This is a genomic window from uncultured Thalassolituus sp. (genome assembly GCF_950066645.1).
GTDB lineage: Bacteria > Pseudomonadota > Gammaproteobacteria > Pseudomonadales > Oceanobacteraceae > Thalassolituus.
The window spans coordinates 155,087-172,803 of the sequence record NZ_CATMFB010000006.1 but is presented as its reverse complement, the minus strand read 5'-3'; the positions used below and the strand labels follow the sequence as shown (position 1 = coordinate 172,803).

Annotated in this window: 15 protein-coding genes; 1 reads left to right on the top strand and 14 read right to left on the bottom strand. The window is 52.7% G+C overall.

Going from position 1 to position 17,717, the window contains the following annotated elements; translation table 11 throughout:
- Positions 1 to 114 precede the first annotated feature (114 nt).
- Both Q1L85_RS07470 and Q1L85_RS07465 read right to left on the bottom strand, forming a co-directional pair.
- On the bottom strand, positions 115 to 549 hold the full coding sequence (locus Q1L85_RS07470) for a hypothetical protein (RefSeq protein ID WP_300426617.1): 435 nt from the start codon (positions 547 to 549) through the stop codon (positions 115 to 117).
- The gene (locus Q1L85_RS07465; protein ID WP_300426619.1) at positions 549 to 1,796 is read right to left on the bottom strand and encodes a hypothetical protein; all 1,248 of its coding nucleotides are present in this window, start codon (positions 1,794 to 1,796) and stop codon (positions 549 to 551) included. The genes Q1L85_RS07470 and Q1L85_RS07465 overlap by 1 nt, the downstream gene beginning before the upstream one ends.
- A gap of 273 nt (positions 1,797 to 2,069) precedes the next feature.
- On the opposite strand from Q1L85_RS07465, the gene Q1L85_RS07460 reads away from it, so the two are divergent.
- Positions 2,070 to 4,097, top strand: a complete 2,028-nt coding sequence (locus tag Q1L85_RS07460) for a bifunctional diguanylate cyclase/phosphodiesterase (RefSeq protein ID WP_300426620.1) — start codon at positions 2,070 to 2,072, stop codon at positions 4,095 to 4,097.
- Between the two features lie 4 nt (positions 4,098 to 4,101).
- On the opposite strand, the gene Q1L85_RS07455 is transcribed toward Q1L85_RS07460, so the two are convergent.
- The 12 genes from Q1L85_RS07455 to Q1L85_RS07400 form a co-directional block, all read right to left on the bottom strand.
- Positions 4,102 to 4,866: a ParA family protein gene (locus tag Q1L85_RS07455; protein ID WP_300426621.1), complete on the bottom strand. Its 765-nt coding sequence runs from the start codon at positions 4,864 to 4,866 to the stop codon at positions 4,102 to 4,104.
- Positions 4,867 to 4,882: 16 nt separating this feature from the next.
- Positions 4,883 to 6,193, bottom strand: coding sequence for a methyl-accepting chemotaxis protein (locus Q1L85_RS07450; protein ID WP_300426622.1), 1,311 nt, complete (start codon positions 6,191 to 6,193; stop codon positions 4,883 to 4,885).
- Between the two features lie 15 nt (positions 6,194 to 6,208).
- The gene (locus Q1L85_RS07445; protein WP_300432745.1) at positions 6,209 to 6,580 is read right to left on the bottom strand and encodes a response regulator; all 372 of its coding nucleotides are present in this window, start codon (positions 6,578 to 6,580) and stop codon (positions 6,209 to 6,211) included.
- A 5-nt stretch (positions 6,581 to 6,585) separates the two neighbouring features.
- Entirely contained in the window at positions 6,586 to 6,828 is a 243-nt protein-coding gene (locus Q1L85_RS07440) for a hypothetical protein (RefSeq protein WP_300426625.1), read from the bottom strand.
- Positions 6,828 to 9,722 (bottom strand): chemotaxis protein CheA, encoded by a 2,895-nt coding sequence (locus Q1L85_RS07435; protein ID WP_300432743.1) that lies wholly within the window; start codon positions 9,720 to 9,722, stop codon positions 6,828 to 6,830. Before Q1L85_RS07435 ends, Q1L85_RS07440 begins: the two co-directional genes overlap by 1 nt.
- Positions 9,719 to 10,090, bottom strand: coding sequence for a response regulator (locus tag Q1L85_RS07430; RefSeq protein ID WP_300426748.1), 372 nt, complete (start codon positions 10,088 to 10,090; stop codon positions 9,719 to 9,721). Before Q1L85_RS07430 ends, Q1L85_RS07435 begins: the two co-directional genes overlap by 4 nt.
- A complete protein-coding gene (locus Q1L85_RS07425) occupies positions 10,087 to 10,929 on the bottom strand; it encodes a protein-glutamate O-methyltransferase CheR (protein ID WP_300426750.1) in 843 nt (280 codons plus the stop codon). Before Q1L85_RS07425 ends, Q1L85_RS07430 begins: the two co-directional genes overlap by 4 nt.
- 5 nt (positions 10,930 to 10,934) lie before the next feature.
- A complete protein-coding gene (locus Q1L85_RS07420) occupies positions 10,935 to 11,552 on the bottom strand; it encodes a HEAT repeat domain-containing protein (RefSeq protein WP_300426752.1) in 618 nt (205 codons plus the stop codon).
- Between the two features lie 12 nt (positions 11,553 to 11,564).
- Complete coding sequence (gene cheB / locus Q1L85_RS07415; RefSeq protein WP_300426754.1) at positions 11,565 to 12,647, bottom strand: chemotaxis-specific protein-glutamate methyltransferase CheB; 1,083 nt, start codon at positions 12,645 to 12,647, stop codon at positions 11,565 to 11,567.
- 4 nt (positions 12,648 to 12,651) lie between these two features.
- Entirely contained in the window at positions 12,652 to 14,208 is a 1,557-nt protein-coding gene (locus Q1L85_RS07410) for a chemotaxis protein CheW (RefSeq protein ID WP_300426755.1), read from the bottom strand.
- A gap of 11 nt (positions 14,209 to 14,219) precedes the next feature.
- Positions 14,220 to 16,133 (bottom strand): methyl-accepting chemotaxis protein, encoded by a 1,914-nt coding sequence (locus tag Q1L85_RS07405; protein ID WP_300426756.1) that lies wholly within the window; start codon positions 16,131 to 16,133, stop codon positions 14,220 to 14,222.
- 423 nt (positions 16,134 to 16,556) lie between these two features.
- Complete coding sequence (locus Q1L85_RS07400) at positions 16,557 to 17,486, bottom strand: ZIP family metal transporter (protein ID WP_300426757.1); 930 nt, start codon at positions 17,484 to 17,486, stop codon at positions 16,557 to 16,559.
- Positions 17,487 to 17,717 lie beyond the last annotated feature (231 nt).

The window sequence follows — 17,717 nt, the reverse complement described above, 5'->3', positions numbered from 1 at the left end:
TGTTTTTATATACAGTACTGTATGTAAAAACAGTATTCAATTGCAGGTTACGACAGACAGGAAGGTAAAATAAAAAAGGCCCGCATCTGCGGGCCCTGGAGATCGGTAATTGTCTCAGTCGGTACTGAACAGTACGACCAGATCCTCTGGTAGCTCGGTGTCCGCCGTCAGATAGCCGATACTGCCTTTGTTGTGCGTCAGATAAGCCAGCATTTCGCGCTCGTTACGCACTTCTTCAGGAGGTGTGAGACGACCGGTAAATTTCATCTGGGCCCAGTACGACTGAATACGTGATTCGGCCATACCGATGACCTTGGCATTAAACAGACTGCGGGTTCTGTTCTGTGGCGGCAGTGCCACAGGATAGAGCTGGTAGCCAACGGACGCTCCCATAAACAGGTTTCTCACCTGCTCGCGGGTCAGCGTTGCCTGTTCGTGACTGACATTGGCGACAACGACAATATCGTCCGAACTGTCTGCCAGGGCAGAGCTGTTACAGACGAGAGTCAGTAAGCTGGTCAGTATCAGGCGGAGGGTTATTCTCTTCATCAGAATATCCATTCCCAGCCAACCTGATAGAGGGTCGCGCTTTCTTTCTCGGGATCACTGCCGTTCAGGTAGCTTCCGGATGTGGGCGTATCGAAGTAGCCACTGCGTTCAGAGTTTTCTTCGTAATAGCCAATTTCTGCCTTGAGTGCCATTTGTGGGCGGAAGTCCCAGCGGGTGCCCAGACTGATGCTGTTAATGGTGCCGTTGGGGGTCCGGTCAAACACTGAGTAGTAGGCGGCGGACAGCTGATCCAGCTCCGTCGCCGGAGGGTTGGAGGGTGGAGGCAGCTCCCGTTCGGGATTGACGTCTTTGTATTCCGTACCAGCGAGGGTCAGGAAGACACTCCAGTCCTGAATGTTACGGCCCGCCATGGCGTAGTAGCCGCTGAAATTGGAAGCGAGATCAAAAGGCGTGCGGGTATGTACCCATTCGGCGCGATAAAAGCTCAGCGGCGTATCGTAACTGAGGGACACCTGCCAGGTCTGTACATCACCGTCTGATCCCAGGGAATCGGCGCTGTCGTTAAAATTATACTGACGTAGCGTATTGATCAGGGGCTCCAGCTGCGGAATGGTCGTGCGGTTAAAGCCCGAATGATAAGACAGACGCAGAGCCACATTATTACGTTGCAGCATCATGACCAGTCCGGTCATGTCGGTCAGTTTGGCGTCGACATCAATTTTGCCACCGGCCAGATAGAGGTCGCCTTCATAGTTACCGTAGTAACCTTCAAGGTAGAGCCCGAATCCCGGGCCTGAATAGAAATAACTGGCACTGACGCCGTCAAATGTCGAGAACAGGTAGTTGTTGTATACCTGCAGTGGCGGTGTCATCCAGGGGTAAGAATATCCAACGTCCACGCTGTCACTGTAGTAAAAAAACGGCATGCGGAGTCGTCCGGCGCGGATATGCCATGCACTGCTGGGCCGGTAACTCATATAGAGCCATTCAACCCCTGAGTCCCGGTCTTCGCTGGAATGAGCAATCAGCTGGCTGGTCAGCGACAGACTGTCGGTGAAGTGATAGGTAGGCTGGATCGCAATCAGAGATTGCTGAGTGGCTGAAATATCATTGGTGTAGCCATCCAGATATTTATCTTCACTGTCCAGAAAACCTGCTGCAATGCGGGCAAAACCTGAAAACTCAAAGTTATCTGTCAGCTCCATGGCCTGGGTCGGGAGACTGGCAGACAGCCCTCCGGCAAGGCATGCATTGATTAGAAAAGCACTCCGGCCCGTTATTGTCATTCTTTCGCCTCAGCCGGATAAGACCGGCACTCGTCCTGTAGTCTGAGTATAGTGAACTTTATCCGGTACTCACGGACACGGTTCTCACTTCGCTGTGGTGGCTCAATCTGTCATAACTTGGCCGGGTGGTAAAGAACCTGAATCCCAGCGCTGTAAATATCTCCCACGGGGCCATTCATTCCTCGTGATTATGGGCTAGTATTAAAAGACAATTGTGTACAGGGAAAGGAGTGGGAAACCCGCATGCTGGTCAGGAGCATCAGAACTGCAATCATGCTGTTGAGCCTGGTCTCCATCGCTGTTGTTGCGGGGGCCGTCTTTTACTCTGCTGTGCGCGAGCACAGTGAGCTGTACTCCCGTTATGTTGAAAGCGATCTCAATGCCCTGTCTGACAACATGGCGAATGATCTGATCGCTGTTCTCAACGAGCCGAACTACTTCTTTGACCTCAAGCGCTATCTGCTCAGTCTTGAGCCTTACCCCAATGTGATTGGCGCCGCCGTCTATGACCCCGAATGGAATGTCCTTGAGATATACGCCGGCGCGGCCTTACTTAATCAGTCGGAATTTGAAGAGGTCGAATTTTCGTACTGGGATACCCGCCAGCCGGGCATGTACCGGCAGGATGACCACCTGATTGCGGTAAAACGCATTGGTGAGCCAACCCTGGTATTTGGTTATCTGGTGATCATAAACGACCTGAATGGCCCTATCCGTGACAGCCGGACAACACTGGCGCTGCGCATTTTACCGGTTGCTCTGGCGGTGATGCTGGTATTGATGGGGCTGTTTTATTTTCAGGCCAGTCGCTGGCTGTGGCCGCTGACCCGTTTATCGCAGTTCGCACGACAGGTGCAGGAAACCAAAGATTACAGTCTGCAGATCCGCGAGTCCGGCAAGTATGAAGTGTCATCCCTGACCCGAGATATAAACAACATGATGGATGCTATCCGTCTGGAGTCTGAGATCAATCAGGAATATGTCGAGCTGCTTGAGCAGCGCCGGGAAGAAATGGAATACCTGGCGAATTACGACAGTCTCACCCGGCTGGTTAATCGTCAGTGCTTTATGACCTTGCTGGAGCGATCCATTGCAGAAATAAAACCCCAGCAGGGAGACCTGACGGTCATGTTCGTTGACCTGGATGGTTTTAAAGTGGTTAACGACACCCTTGGACACGAAGTGGGCGATAAACTACTGGCTGAGGTGGCGGTCCGTCTCAAAAAGTTTGTGCCGACAGAAGATGTTGTATCACGTCATGGTGGTGATGAATTTCTGGTTCTGAGCCACGAGGCGCCCATGGATATGCCATTACTGGCAGAACAGATAGTCAAAGGCCTCAGTGAAATTTTTGTGATCAATAACTGGGAAATCCGTATCGGGGCCAGTGTCGGGATCGCCCGGGCGTCTGAGAGTGGCTACGATATGCACGACCTGATCCGCAATGCTGACGTGGCTATGTACAACGCCAAGAGCATGGGGAAGTCGCGCTATAGTTTCTTTAATCCGGAAATGCTTGAGGGTTATCAGCGCCGGATTGATATTGCCAATGCGATTGATCAGGCACTGTCTCACGACGAGTTTATTCTCTATTACCAGCCCAAGGTGACCAGCGAGGGACAGGTGATCGGAGCGGAGGCTCTGATCCGTTGGCAGAGTCATACGCTTGGATTTGTATCGCCGGGTGAGTTTATTCCGATTGCTGAGCAGGCGGGTAAAATTACCGCTATTACCGAGTGGGTGATTGAACAGGTATGTAAGGATGTTCAGGAATACTTTTCTAAACTGCCTCAGAAAGTCCCGGTATCGGTTAACCTGTCATCGTATGATCTGAAAAAATTTTATTTCCCGGATTTTATCAAATCAACATTTGATAAATATGAGATCCCGACAGAGTTATTAGAGTTTGAAGTGACTGAGCACTCCTATCTCGATAACCTGGACCTTGCAAACAGCTTCTTCCGGGATATTGCCCTTCTGGGGTGTCGGGTAGCACTGGACGATTTTGGTACCGGGTATTCTTCGCTCAGTTACCTCACCAAAATTCCGATTGATGTGATTAAAATCGACAAGCAGTTTGTTGATGATATCGGAGCGTCTGCACGGGATGATGCGCTGGTTCTGACGATTATTGAGATGGCCCGGAAACTCGGCATGGATTTGTGTGCCGAGGGTGTCGAAACGAAATCGCAGCGTGATTTCCTTGCGGTTCATGGCTGCCGTGTAATGCAGGGGTATTACTTTGCCCGGCCGATGACACTGGAGAAATTCCGCGAGTATATGGCCACCCAGGCGGCATGATCCGTCAGTGCGCCTGCTCCTGAAGTCGCTCTGAAATACAACGACTCAGTTGAGAAAAATCTTCTGCCGCTCTGGATCGCGGAGCAAACCCAATAACAGGTTGCCCGGTCGCGAAGGCATCGGCCACACGGATATCTGTACGGATTGCTGGCAGAATTCTGTCTTTTCCGAAATGGCGTCCGACTTCTTCCATAATTTTTTTGTGATGACGCATGGTCGTACTCGCCATGGTCGGAAGAAATCCGGCTAACTGCAGCTGAGGATTTTCTGTGGTTTTTATTCCATGCATCAGGCGGATCAGTTGCTTGATCCCCTGATACGACAGAAAGTGAGGCACGAAAGGAACGATCACCCAATGTGCGGCCATCAGGGCGTTCATCAGAAGTTGATCCTGGGATGGCGGCGTGTCGATCAGAATCACGTCATACTGGCTGTCCAAAGATTCACTGGCGAGGTGGTGGCTGAGCAAGAGTTGATCTGCTCCTGCCATCCCGTGATCAAAATTCGGGTCCGCAGGTGCGAGCGACAACCCCGGAAAATCAGATGTTCTGATCGCATCGCTCAGAGTGATATCGCTGCGACGGAAGATGTCGTGAAGATAGGGAGGCCGGACGGGCACTCCCAGGCCGGCTGCACAGTGCGATTGTGAATCCATATCGAGCACCAGAACTCTGAGTCCCTGTTGCGCCAGTCCTGCGGCGAGATTGACAGACACCGTCGATTTGCCGGTGCCGCCTTTACGATTGCAGATTGCAATACGGACTGCCATGTCGCTTCTCCAGAGTTCAGAACAATTCTATCGGTGGACGGTCGTTGGCAGCTTTCGGCGTTTCACCGGTCACTACGGACTGGTGCGTATCCGCCTGAATCTGCATCGTGTATATCTTTTCGAGTGATTCGATCACATCACTGAGATCCAGTAATGGATGGTCAATCTCTCCGGCAACGGCCTGGCTGAGCAGGCGGAAACGTTCTTCAAGCAGTTCCAGGCCATGCTGAACATGTTCAATCTGCTGGCGGGTCACATCCTGAAACTGAGATTCATTGAGAACTTCAATCACGGAGGAACGGACAAAATCCACCGCGTCGTGCGTTCCGCCCGACAGATGATCCAGTGCCCCGACGGCCTGTTCAAAGTCTTCTGAAATAGAGGACACGGCGTCAGTAATATTCGCCAGCCAGTTCATTTCGTCGGCAGTCTGCTCACTGCTCTTGGCCATGGTTTTCAGCTGACCTTCTACCGTGCTGGATACCTGCAGAACACTGTCTTCGATTTTTCCTGCAGCTTCTTCAATCTGCATAGACAGATTACGAACTTCGTCGGCAACCACTGCGAATCCACGCCCGGCCTCACCGGCACGCGCCGCCTCGATGGCGGCATTCAGTGCCAGAAGGTTCGTCTGTTTGGTGACATCACGGATCAGTCCGATCAGGGGTTTAAAGCTTTCCACCTGAGAGACGACATCCCGGATGGCTTTTTCTTCTTTGTGGCGCTGCTCTTCGTGAATTTCCCGATAGCGGGTCATTTCAGAAAGCAGAGTGTGACTGCGCTCGATAATGCTGTGCGCATTTTCACTGATGTTGTCGGCCTCGTCTTTACCCTCACTCAGTGCATGAAGGAAACTCTGAGAACGCTCATTAATGGCCAGCAGACGGTTCATAATAGCGGTGGCAGCCTCTTCGGTCACCTCATTGGTTTTGGCCAGATGTGCATTAAACAGGGCAGCGACAGGGCTGAAGCTGATGAGTACATCGCGCAGATCAGAAAGCATCTGTTTTTCTGCGCTCGACAATACCATGACGGGCTCTGCCTCATCGAAGTTACTTTCCTGAGAGGGGGCTGCATCATCGGTCATACGCGCGACAAACCACTTAACCCATAAGCGGTTCATGTGCACCAGAACGAAGGTCACGGCCCCCATAAACAGAGCGCTACCTACGACACTGGCTTCATGCATACGGGCGATGGCCCGGTCAATCGGCACGTATCCGAACAACATAATTGCCATGATAAAAACAGGCACAGCGGCATTAGCAAGTAAGGCGTACCGGTTGCGACGTACTCGTAATTCTTTAAGTTCAGTATCTCGTTTCATCTGCACCTCCGTCGCTTACGCGCCCGGTAAAACCTGCTTGATAATTCTCACAAGGTCACCTGCGGGAACAGGTTTGACCAACCAGCCAGTCGCACCGAGTTGTTTGGCCTGATCCCTTTTGCCGGACTCGCTCTCTGTGGTCAGAGTAAGAATCGGAGTGAAGCGAAATTTGGACATGGCTCTGAGAGCCTGAATCAGCTCCATGCCACCCATCCGGGGCATATTAATATCTGTGATGATCAGATCGGGACTCATGCTGTTCAGCTTATCGAGGGCCTGAACGCCATCTGAGGCTGTTTCAACTTTGAAACCATTCATTTCCAGGGAGGCACGGACACTCATCAGCATGGTTGCAGAGTCGTCGACGACAAAAATGGTTTTACTCATCGTAATTATTCTCCTGTTGTCAGCAACGGCTTGATCCAGCCCTTAAATGCTTCATCCTGTGGCCAGGCAGTGACCGGTCTGCGGGCGCTGGCCAGTGTCTGAAGGGCTGCCAGATGCAGATGGCGACATTCTGCAAGATCAATACTGGCGTCTGTATTAGCGAGCAGCCATTCCAGGAGGTCATCGACTTCCTGAATGGTGACGACCTCCTGAAGAGAGGCTTCTTTTTCACTGTAGACTATGGGCATCAGAGTATCTCCTTCAGATTCAGTACCATCAGTACGGAGCCATCACCGATCAGTGCAGCACCTGAATACGCCTGGATACCGGAGAGCACACCAGACATAGGTTTCTGAATAATATCGACCGAGCCACGGAAGTCGTCGACGATCAGGCCGATAACATCACTACCGACACGCGCCACCAGAACCGCATGCTCGTCTTCTTCATTGATCACCTGCGGAGAAGGCAGCGCAAGCAGCTGGTTGAGTGCCTTCAGTGGTACGATGCGGTCTCTTAATACGGTGGTCTGTACATGTTTGACCGTATAAATCTCTGAGCGCGGAACACGGACGGTTTCGAGTACCTGATCCATAGGCACGCCCATCAACTGACCATCGGACTCGACAATCATCACGCGGGTGACTGCGATCGACATTGGCAGCGAAATGCGGATGTGGGTGCCTTTCCCGGGCTCGCTGTCGAGTGCCATGGTTCCGTTTACTTTTTCTACTGCGCTGCGCACGGCGTCCATTCCGACGCCACGACCAGAGAGGTCGGATACCGCTTCGGCTGTGGAAAAACCAGGAAGAAGAACAAGGTTCACTGCCTCCCGGTCAGTCAGTCGCTGACGGGTTGCATCGTCAATCAGACCTTTTTCAAAGGCTTTTTCGCGGATCAAATCCGGATCAATTCCTTTACCGTCATCATGAATTTCAATCAGTACCCGGTCCGCTTCCTGAGAGGCTTTAATGGTGAGCGTACCAGCAGCAGATTTACCTGCAGCGGTCCGCACATCAGGCATTTCAATGCCATGATCCAGGCTGTTTCTGACGATATGGATCAGGGGTTCAGCTAACGATTCGATAATATTTTTATCTGCCTCGGTATCTTCACCTTCAATGATCAGTTGCACTTCTTTATTCAGACGCCGGGAAATATCACGTACGAGTCGTGGGAACCGCATTGAAATGAAAGAGAAGGGCATCATGCGGATCTGCATGATGGAATCCTGCATTTCTTCTGCGATCCGGTTAACAACGGCATACTGCTCTTTAATTTCGCGGGCCATATCACGCAGGCCATGCTGCTCTTCCGCACGTTTCGCAAGGAAAGGCAGGGCATTCTTGGCAACAATCATTTCGCCGATCAGATTCATCAGGCGATCAATTTTTTCCTGATCAACTTTGACACTGCGTGAGGTGCCAATAGAGGCGACAGGTTTACTGTCGGTGTCCTCTTTCGAAGATGGGGCAGAGGGTTGTGCTGGTTCGACAGGAAGTGGTTCTGCCTGTGGTTGTTCAGAGCGTTCTTCATCGACGTCAGCGGTAATCTCTTCGACTTCTTCTACTACTTCATCCTGGTCGTCCTCGTCCTCGTCCTCGTCTGGTTCGTGATCTGCCTCAGGAGCCTGATCTGCCCCGGAAAGTTTTTCGTCCAGCCAGTGAATCAGTTCCTCAAGGTCGCCTTCGAGAGCGGCATTTGTCAGTGCTGCCAGTTCATTGACGGCATCCGACATTCCCAGGTTATAAAAGCAGTTGTGCAGTACTTCAGTGACGGCAGACACCCGTCCTCCAGACCAGGCATCATCGGGATTCAGGTCGAGAATACGGCGCTGTACTCTGAGAATATGCTCCAGTGCCTCGCGGTCATCCTCAGAAATATCCAGCGCTTCCAGACCTGAGCTGTCAGTACTCTCTGTATGCTCGCTGTGGCTCTCATCTGTGTCCGTATCCGTTGCTGAGTCCTGGTCAGGGCCAGTCTCGACCTGATCGAATTCCCACGCGGGCTGATGGAGGCAGTAACGGAGTTTCTGCACGATATTGATGGCGGCATCGCGGACACCCCCGTCAGATCCGGCAAAAATGGTATTCAGCCATGTCAGGGCAGAGGCGGCCTCCAGAGCCGGGTTCATGAGCTCCAGTGCAGCATTGGCTATGTTCCGGGCGCCTGACCAGTCTGACTGGTTGACGGCATCGCACAGCGATTCAAGAATATCGGCATCAACGGCATCCGATTGTTCGGTCCCCTGAATCACTAACAGGTCGTCTGTGTTCAGCGCCAGGGTTTCAATCTGATTCGGAACATAGCGGAAATGCTCCAGCACTTCTTCTTCAGTGGCATTGCTGATCAGGTACAGCTCTGAAACGCATTGGTATGGGTCAAGGTCACTGATTTCTGTGCCCTGACACTCACTGGTGACAGATCCCGCCACCACTCCTGGGGTCGTTCTGGCGGTATGCAGAGGGTCGTCGCCCTGGAAAAAACACTCAGTAATCGGGCGGTAGATGACCAGCCACAGGGAATCATCAGTTGGGTTCTGGCTCCAGGCAGTCATCAGAGACTTCTGATCAAACACCTTCAGAGCATCGGGTGGCAGAGCAATATCAGCAGCCAGTTCAGGACGGGATGACTTCTTCCTGCTGGTCGTTTTTTTCTTCGCTGTCGAGGCGGTGGTTTTGCTGCGCCGTGTGGTTTTCTTAGCGGGGGTTTTAGCCGCAGGCTTTTCAGCTGGCGCTTTTTTCTCTTTCTCGTCACTGCTTTCAAGATATTTGCGCAGTGACGATTCGAGGGCCATGGCTTTTTTCGTGTCTGCGACCGGGTTGCCATCAGACTCTTCGATGCTGTCACAGAACTGGCCGACAAAATCCATGGTGTCGAACAGAAGGTCGGTGAGGTTCTGATCCCAGAGTCCGGTATTCTCACGTGCTTCAGACATAACATCTTCGCCAGCGTGCAGTACCCGGGTAAGATCCGGAAATTCAAACAACCCGGTATTCCCCTTCAGGGTGTGCACCAGTCTGAAAAGCTCGTTCAGAGTCGTCTTTTTGTCGTCTGATTTTTCGACGGCGAGAAGTTGCTCACTGATTCCCTGAAGCAGATCCCGGGTCTCGGACACAAACTGTTCTAGTAACGGAGTCATGCGCTTTCCTCTCCCATCAGCAAGCGGACGTAGGTCATCATCTGCAGAGGTTTGATTGGTTTCACCATGTAGAGATTGGCGCCCGAAAAATAGGCTTTGGTGTGATCCAGTTCGGCTGCCTCGGTCGACACCATGACGGCCGGAGCCTGATGCATGGGTTCACGGCGCAGCTGCTGCAGAAATTCATAACCGTCCATTTTCGGCATATTGATGTCGACTATGTAGAGATCGAATTTTCCGGTCAGAGCTTTTTCAAGAGCTTCGATACCGTTGACGGCCTCGTCAACTGTGTACCCTGCCGCCTCCAGAATATTGCGGTGATACATACGCACTGTACTGGCATCATCCACGATGAGAATATGCTTCATTTTGCCTCCAGTGGTCGTTGATAAACGATGGCAGCGGGAAATTTTTTAACACGATAGAGCGGAGATATCCGGCCCATGGATTCAGTGTGACCAAGGCAGATGTAACCCCCTGGAGACATTGCTTCGTACATGTATTCAGCCGCGACTTTGCGGGATTTGTCGTCGAAATAGATCAGCAGGTTACGGCAGAAAATAATGTCGATGTTGCGCATACTGCGGACGTCCGCAGGCTCTGACAGATTGATCCGGGTAAATTCGACGGCATCACGTATATCTTCAGACACCTGGTGCCCGCCGGGCACGCTTTTGAAGTAGCGGCGCTTCCAGCTTGCAGGAACGTTGCGGATGGAGCGCTCTGAATAAATACCTTTCTGCGCGGTTGCCAGAATCTGCGTATCAATATCCGAGGCGATAAGCTCGACATCCCAGTCGTTGATACCTTCCCATTCTTCGAGCAGATACATCGCAATGGAATAAGGCTCTTCCCCTGATGAAGAAGGGATGCACCAGATACGTATGGGCTTGCGGGGGTCATGACGACTGATCACGTCCGGCAGCATTGAGTCAATCAGGCAGCGGAACTGGTAGTCTTCCCGCATAAAGTAGGTTTCATTGACCGTCAGCAGGTTGGTCAGTCGCTGAAGTTCTTCACCACTGGCCTGAAAACGTAGGGTCGTGAAGTAGTGCCGGAAGGAATCTGATCCGGTTTCACGCATACGTTCGGTCAGGCGCTTGTCGACAAAATAGCGCTTACTTGGCTCGAATTTAATGCCGGTCTTCCGATAGAAAAACTCGGCAAATTTATCGAAGTCATGTTCGCTGATATTATGATCGCTCATTCGTATCAGTCCCCGGAGATCCGCTTCATGGCAAGGTCTGCCGCAAACTGAATATACGGCTCTTCGGTAAAACGGTCCTTCAGTCCGGTCAGGGCTTCAATTGATATCTCACTGCCGACTTCCCCAAGCAGATCGACGGCAGTGGCGCAGACGTTGACGTGTTCATCGTCCCGGATAACACTGACCAGCCACTGTTCAACGTCGTCGTGACAGAGTGATTCCAGAATATTTACCGCAAATATCCTGACGTCCGGATCCGGGTCGTTGAGAAGTGTGGCCATTATGGGCGCAACTTCTTCAGGGAGCTGCTTCATTGCCTCGATAGCCTCGTTACGAAGACTGGCATCTTCACTGCGGAGGCAATTCACCAGGCCTTCAACGGCTTCTGAATCGCCGAGCTGTGTCAGGCTGCTGAGAATGACCTGGCGGACGCTCGGCTCTTCTTCGTTATTAAGCTGGTCCAGCAGCATATGCGTGGCTCCGGGGCAGTTAACGATGTCTCGTGCAGCCCAGCGGCGTGATGAGGCGTCATCACTGAGAAGCTCATTGCGGATCTGATTGCAGTCACGTTTTTCATTCTGAGACTGCGTTGTATTTTTCTTTCTGGATTTTTTCAGGGCCATAAGGTTCTCCTGTTACTGTCCAGCGAACTGAATTATCTGACTGGCAATGGCGGTTGCCGGAAGGACTTTCCCAGCGCCACGTCGTTCGATCAGCTCCGCAGGCATGCCAAATACGATGGCTGTCTCAGAGCTTTCAGCAATGGTGGAAGCTCCTTTCTTATGAAGTTCAGTAAAGACCTTCGAGCCGTCGTGTCCCATGCCCGTGAGAAGAATGGCCATGACCTGACGCGGATCACAGTAGCGCATGGCTGACTGCCCCAGGAGTTCGACGGAAGGGTGCCACAGGTATTCAGCATCTTCGGGTTTGCTCTGGGCATAGAGTTGATTATTCCGGACGCAGAGCGTCACATCGGCACTGCCCCGTCCGATGTAGATGGTGCCTGATTCAAGTGGCGTGGCCTTGTTCACTTCCATTACTTTCATTGCACAGGCCCGGTCAAGGCGGCTGGCCAGCGATTGAGTGAAGCTGGCGGGCATGTGCTGGGCAATCACAATCGGAGCGTTCAGGTTTGCCGGCAGTGCAGGAAGAATGTCTTCCAGCGTGCGTGGGCCTCCGGTTGAAACACCGATTAAAATCACTTTGTCCCGTACACCGGTGGGTGCCTGAGAGTTGCGCACCGGAGCAGCAGGCGCTTTGGGCTGTGGCGTTGTGGCAGGACGTGACAGTGGAGCTGCTGTTTCTCTGGTACGCCCCGGGCGCAATTTTGCACGGGCGGCCGACCGTACCTTACTGACCAGGTCGCGGGCGATATCATCCACCGAAAGTGAAATGGTTCCGTCTGGCTTAGCCACGAAATCAACAGCGCCAAGATTCAGTGCTTCAAAGGTTGCCAGCGCCCCTTTTTTGGTGAGCGATGACAGCATGATCACCGGAACCGGACGTTCGGCCATAATCAGTGACAGCGCTGATATGCCGTCCAACTCAGGCATGTTGATATCCAGCGTGACAACATCAGGCTGAAATTCGCGATTTTCCCTTACTGCTTCATTACCGTTGCGGGCGTGGCGGATAAGAAAGTCGCCTTCTGACTCAAATAATTGTGTCAGATGGCGGCGCATCAGCGCAGAATCGTCAACAATCAGAATCTTCAGCATGGCGTTATTGACCTCCGGCAGCGGTTTCCAGGGTGGCCACTGTATCCTGATCCATCAGCGTGTCCGGATTCAGGAGCTGGATCATGCGCTTACTTTCCTGCAGGTTAGCCATGCCGGTGAACAGATCACCATGCTCACCTGCTATTTTCGGTGAGGACTCAACACAGCCTTCCGGCAGTCGCAGTACTTCTGTTACCTGATCGACAATAAATCCGGTACGTACACCATGAATAAGAAACACAACAATACGCTGTCGTTCGTTGCGCTCACTGGCGACGAGTCCCAGTCGGGTGCGCAGGTCAATGACCGGGAGCACGATGCCACGCAGGTTAATCACACCTTCAAGAAAATCCGGTGCTTTGGGGACCCGGATCAGTTCATCCGGGATACGAACGATTTCCTGGATGCTGATGATAGGAACCGCGAATTCCTCGCTGTTCAGTCTGAAAACCACCACCTGATTGTCGTCATCTGACTCCGTATCCTGGGTGTCGTTGATGTCCTGCTCCTGTTCCAGCATGTTTTCCTCCGACAGTTCTTCCAGAGTTTCGAGCAGAGCCCCGTTACCGAACAGGCGCTCAATTGAGAGAATTGATACGAGCCGTTTGCCGTTATTAAGACGACAGATATCAGTGATGTCCGACAGTTCAGATTCGCGCGCCATCATAGGCACCAGACCTTCAACATCGTCGCGCGTTACCCGCAGCACTTCGCTGACGCTGTCAACGACGATGCCAATCGAATAGCCTCCAGAGGCAACAACAATGACCCGGCTTTTGTCATCGGGCTCCCGGTAATCGAGTGCAAAAAGGGTTCGCAGGTCGACCAGCGGCAACAGTTGATCACGCAGATTCATCAACCCCAGAATGTGACCCGGAGAGCGGGGAACTGCCGTCACCGAATCAGGCATCTGTACAATTTCTTTGACGTCCTCAATAGGCGCCGCGTATTCCTGCTGGTTAATGACGAAGCTGACGAGTTGAAGTTCGTCCGGGTCTTCGTCTTCATTGTCATTATTGAAGCTGTCATCAAGCAGTCCCCCAGCAAGCAGACTGCCGTCACTGGTGAGTGGTTCGAGATGGGCGTATTCCTGCTCCACCAGAAGGTCAAAATCGACCACCATGATCATATTGCCGCCATGGTTTCTGATGACGCCTTTCAGCATACTGGTGTCGACGGTGGTACGAAGGCGGCCAGCGTCTTCAATATCTGCCGGATCAACTTCAATCACACTCGCGACGCGGTCGACGACGAAACCGATGGGCTGGCCGACATCAATGACAACGGCACGGGTGGCTTCGTCATTTTCGGTGTCTGGCAGAGCAAACAGGTAGCGCAATGAAATGACGGGCAGCACTTTGCCACGCAGGTTCGCCAGTCCGCACAGAGATGGTGGTGCCAGCGGTACGCGAATAACTTCGGGAACCCGGATGATTTCCTGCACCGGGTTCATATCTACGGCAAACAGCTCTTCACCCACACGGAAGGTCACGTACTGGTGACGTTCGCTGGTCTCTGCGTCCAGCTCTTCCTGATCGATCATGTCTTCTGCTGCACTCATAAAGTGCCTCCTTACATGCTCTGCAGTTCGTCTGCGAGTGATGCAATTTCTTCGATGGCTGAGGCTAGTTCATCGGCACCCTGAGATTGCTGCTCTGCCGCAGTGGCTGCTTCATCCGCCGCTTTTTCAGCTTCCTGGGCGGCGGTCGCTATCTGCTCTGAACCTTTCTTGACCTGTAGGATTGCGGCGGAAATATCATTCGAAGCGGTAAGTATTTCTTCAGAGCCTTTTTCTACCAGCAGAATATCGGTTTCGATTTTTGCGAGGTTGTCGGTGGAGGACTTGGCTTTTTCGGTTTCTTCCTGAGCGGAAATAACGATCTCATCAAGATCATTACTCACAGTAAAAATCTGGTCCTGTACGGATTTCACCAGGTCTTTTATCTGATCGGCATTCTCGGCAGAATCGCGAGCCAGATTGCGGATATCTGTCGCTACGACGACGAATCCTTTGCCAAACTCTCCAGCCCGGGCAGCTTCAATGGAGCCGTTGACGGCCAGCATATTGGTCTGGATGGACACCATAGAAATGGCTTCGACAATTTTGTCGATCCGACGCGACACTACTTCCAGATCGCGGACCTGACGGATACTCGCCTGAGTCGACTCGACCGAGGCACCAATGCCATGGATCAGCTCGTCGACCGATGTTTTATTGGTGGACAGTGATTCTTTGATTTTTCCGATCTGATCCTGACTGCGGTTCGCGCGTTCCTGAGCCACTTCCAGCCCGCGTTCAATCTGGTTGATGGCTGCTGAGGATTCTTCGGTCGCGGCGGCTGCGGTCTGAGCACCGAGGCGGATCTGCTCTACGGCCGTCATGATCTGGGTGGAAGCGCGGCTGATTTCCTGTACCGCAGAAGACAGTTCTTCAGCGCTGGATGCGACTTCTTCTGCGCTTTTTGCAACGTCGGTCGAATTACGGAGATCATCCGCGAGGTCATAAAGGCTCTGAGACGTACGTTCGCATTCACTGAGTGCCTGGCTTTGTTCATTCACCGTCTTGGCAGATTCTTCGGCGGCTGCAGACTGCTCCTCAGCGGCGGTGGCGATGTCTTCCATGCCTTTCAGTGCCTGTTTGGCTGCGACACTGGATTGCGAAGCGCCATTAGCAATTTCCTGTGCGCCTTCCATAATCTCCGCCATATCGCGACGGATACCCGTCAGCTGGTCACGGATGGTGTGTCCTTTTTCGACCTCGCCCTCAACGCGCTCGGAAGACTCTTTAATGCCGTCTGCGATGGCTTTTACTTCATGCTGGATCTGTTTAACCAGTTCCTGGATCTGATTTGCGCTCTGTTCAGAGGTTTCTGCCAGTGTTCTCACCTCATCGGCGACGACGGCAAACCCTTTGCCGTGTTTGCCCGCGCGGGCAGCTTCGATTGCGGCGTTCAGTGCGAGGAGGTTAGTCTGATCCGCGATGCGGACAACGGCTTTGACGATATCGCCGATGTTAGCAGCCTGTTTTTCAAGCTCAGAGACCATGTCGACCGATGCGGCCTGGCGGGTGGCGGCTTCGCGTACGTTCGAAACCAGACTGTCGATGTTTTCACTGGTGAGTTTTACTATGGCGGTCAGGCTGTCACAGCGGGAGCGGGAATCTTCGGCATTGGTGAGCTGACGGCTGATCGCTGTATTTACCTGATTGAACGCGGCGAGGGATTCCTGCGCAGCACCGCTTGTTTCCTCTGCGGTGACAGCTATCTGGTCAGAAGCACTCTGCAGCTGTTGACTGGCAGCCGCCGCTTCGGTGATACCGGAAGACAACTGACCCGCCGCTGCGGCAATCCGCTCGGCGGCCTGCTGTTGCTTCGCCAGAGTGCGCGCACGTCGTCTTTGCGCCTCAGCTTCTTTCGCGACATTAGGATCGACAGACTGTTCTGGAGATTTCACACCACCGGACTGAGTTTTCTTCACAAGTGCCATAGTTTTGTCCTGCATCAGGGTTCAGGTTGAGCGCTGTTGTACGCTGTCTGTTCATCGCGGGTCAGAGACTGAACCCGGAAAAGGTCACCTGGAAATTAACTGCTCCAGATAGGCCGCTTATGGGATTAACGATAGTTGCGCCCGGGGGCATGTCAAAAGCACTGACATTGCGCGTGATGCCAGTACATTGAGCGAGTAACAAAAGTCCAACGTGGGGCGACAGGAATGTCAGCTGGGGGAGACTTGCGGTAAAAAACTGTAACGGAAATTCCGGTAATTTCCGGGTTTTAATAACTTAGAATTTTATAAATAGTTTTTTCTGGGATTTAAAAATAATAAGTAACAAGAGGTCGAATAATGTTAATCCATTGGATACGACAACCAGCATCTGTGTGTTGATTGCCGTATCAATGACTGGCGGAATTATCCCAGCGCGGTATCTAATACCATCATCAGCGCGAAGCCTGCCATCAGTCCCATCGTTGCCGTTGTCTGATGACCATTCCTGTGAGTCTCAGGAATAACTTCATGCGAGACGACAAAGATCATAGCGCCGGCGGCGAGACCCAGCCCCACCGGGTAAGCAAACATAAGCCCACCTGCGAGCCCTACCCCGAGTAACGCACCGACGGGCTCAAGCAAGCCACTGCCCGCGGCGACCAGTACGGCAGTCGCGCCTGAGAACCCCGCAGCGCGCAATGTCAGCGCGACGGCCAGACCTTCTGGAATATCCTGCAGTGCGATGGCGGTAGCGAGGGGCAGACCGACACTCATGTCGCCACCCGCAAAGCTGACACCGACAGCCATGCCTTCAGGCAGGTTGTGCAAGGCGATAGCAAAAACAAACAACCAGGCTCTGTCACAACGTTCGTAGCCCGGACCACAGGGGCCTGTTTTTTCGTGCTCGTGCGGAGTGAACTCATCCAGCCCTAACATTAATAACGCGCCCATTAACATACCGAACACCACGAGCAGCCCACCGTTGAATGCATTCCCCGTTAATTCGGTGCCCGCTTCTATTCCTGGCAGGAGCAGTGAGAACGCGGCGGCGGCCAGCATCATGCCCGCGGCGAAGCCAAGCATGCTGTCTTCCAGTTGGCGTGGGATTCGCTTCAGGAGCAGAGCCGGGAGGGCACCGAGTGCGGTGGCCAGGAATCCTGCGGTGCCCCCGAGCAATGCATAGCGAACGAACTCGGCATCCGGTCCCCGACTGATATTAAACAGGCTCTGGACAAGCAGGGCGGTAACGACCAGCGCAGCGGAAAGCAGGCCAGCGGTGACCGCAGGATGCTCCTGTGCGTGTTGCCGAAGAATGTCTTTCCACGAAAGCAGAGCGCCAGTATCCGGGTTCATCTCTCATCTCCTGTGCAGATTGGAATAAGGGCTGATGTCAGAGCCAGAATAGTGAAAAGCGTTTAATAGCGTAACTTAAATATATTTACTTGGTTGATAGCAATAGGTAATCGAATTGATCTGGCGGCCTGAGTGCTGGGCAGCGTCACACGGGTGAAACTGTGAGGAGATTCACTTGTCCATTCATCAGATTGCATAGAAAGTCAGTTTAGTCTGAAAAATCCGGGAAAC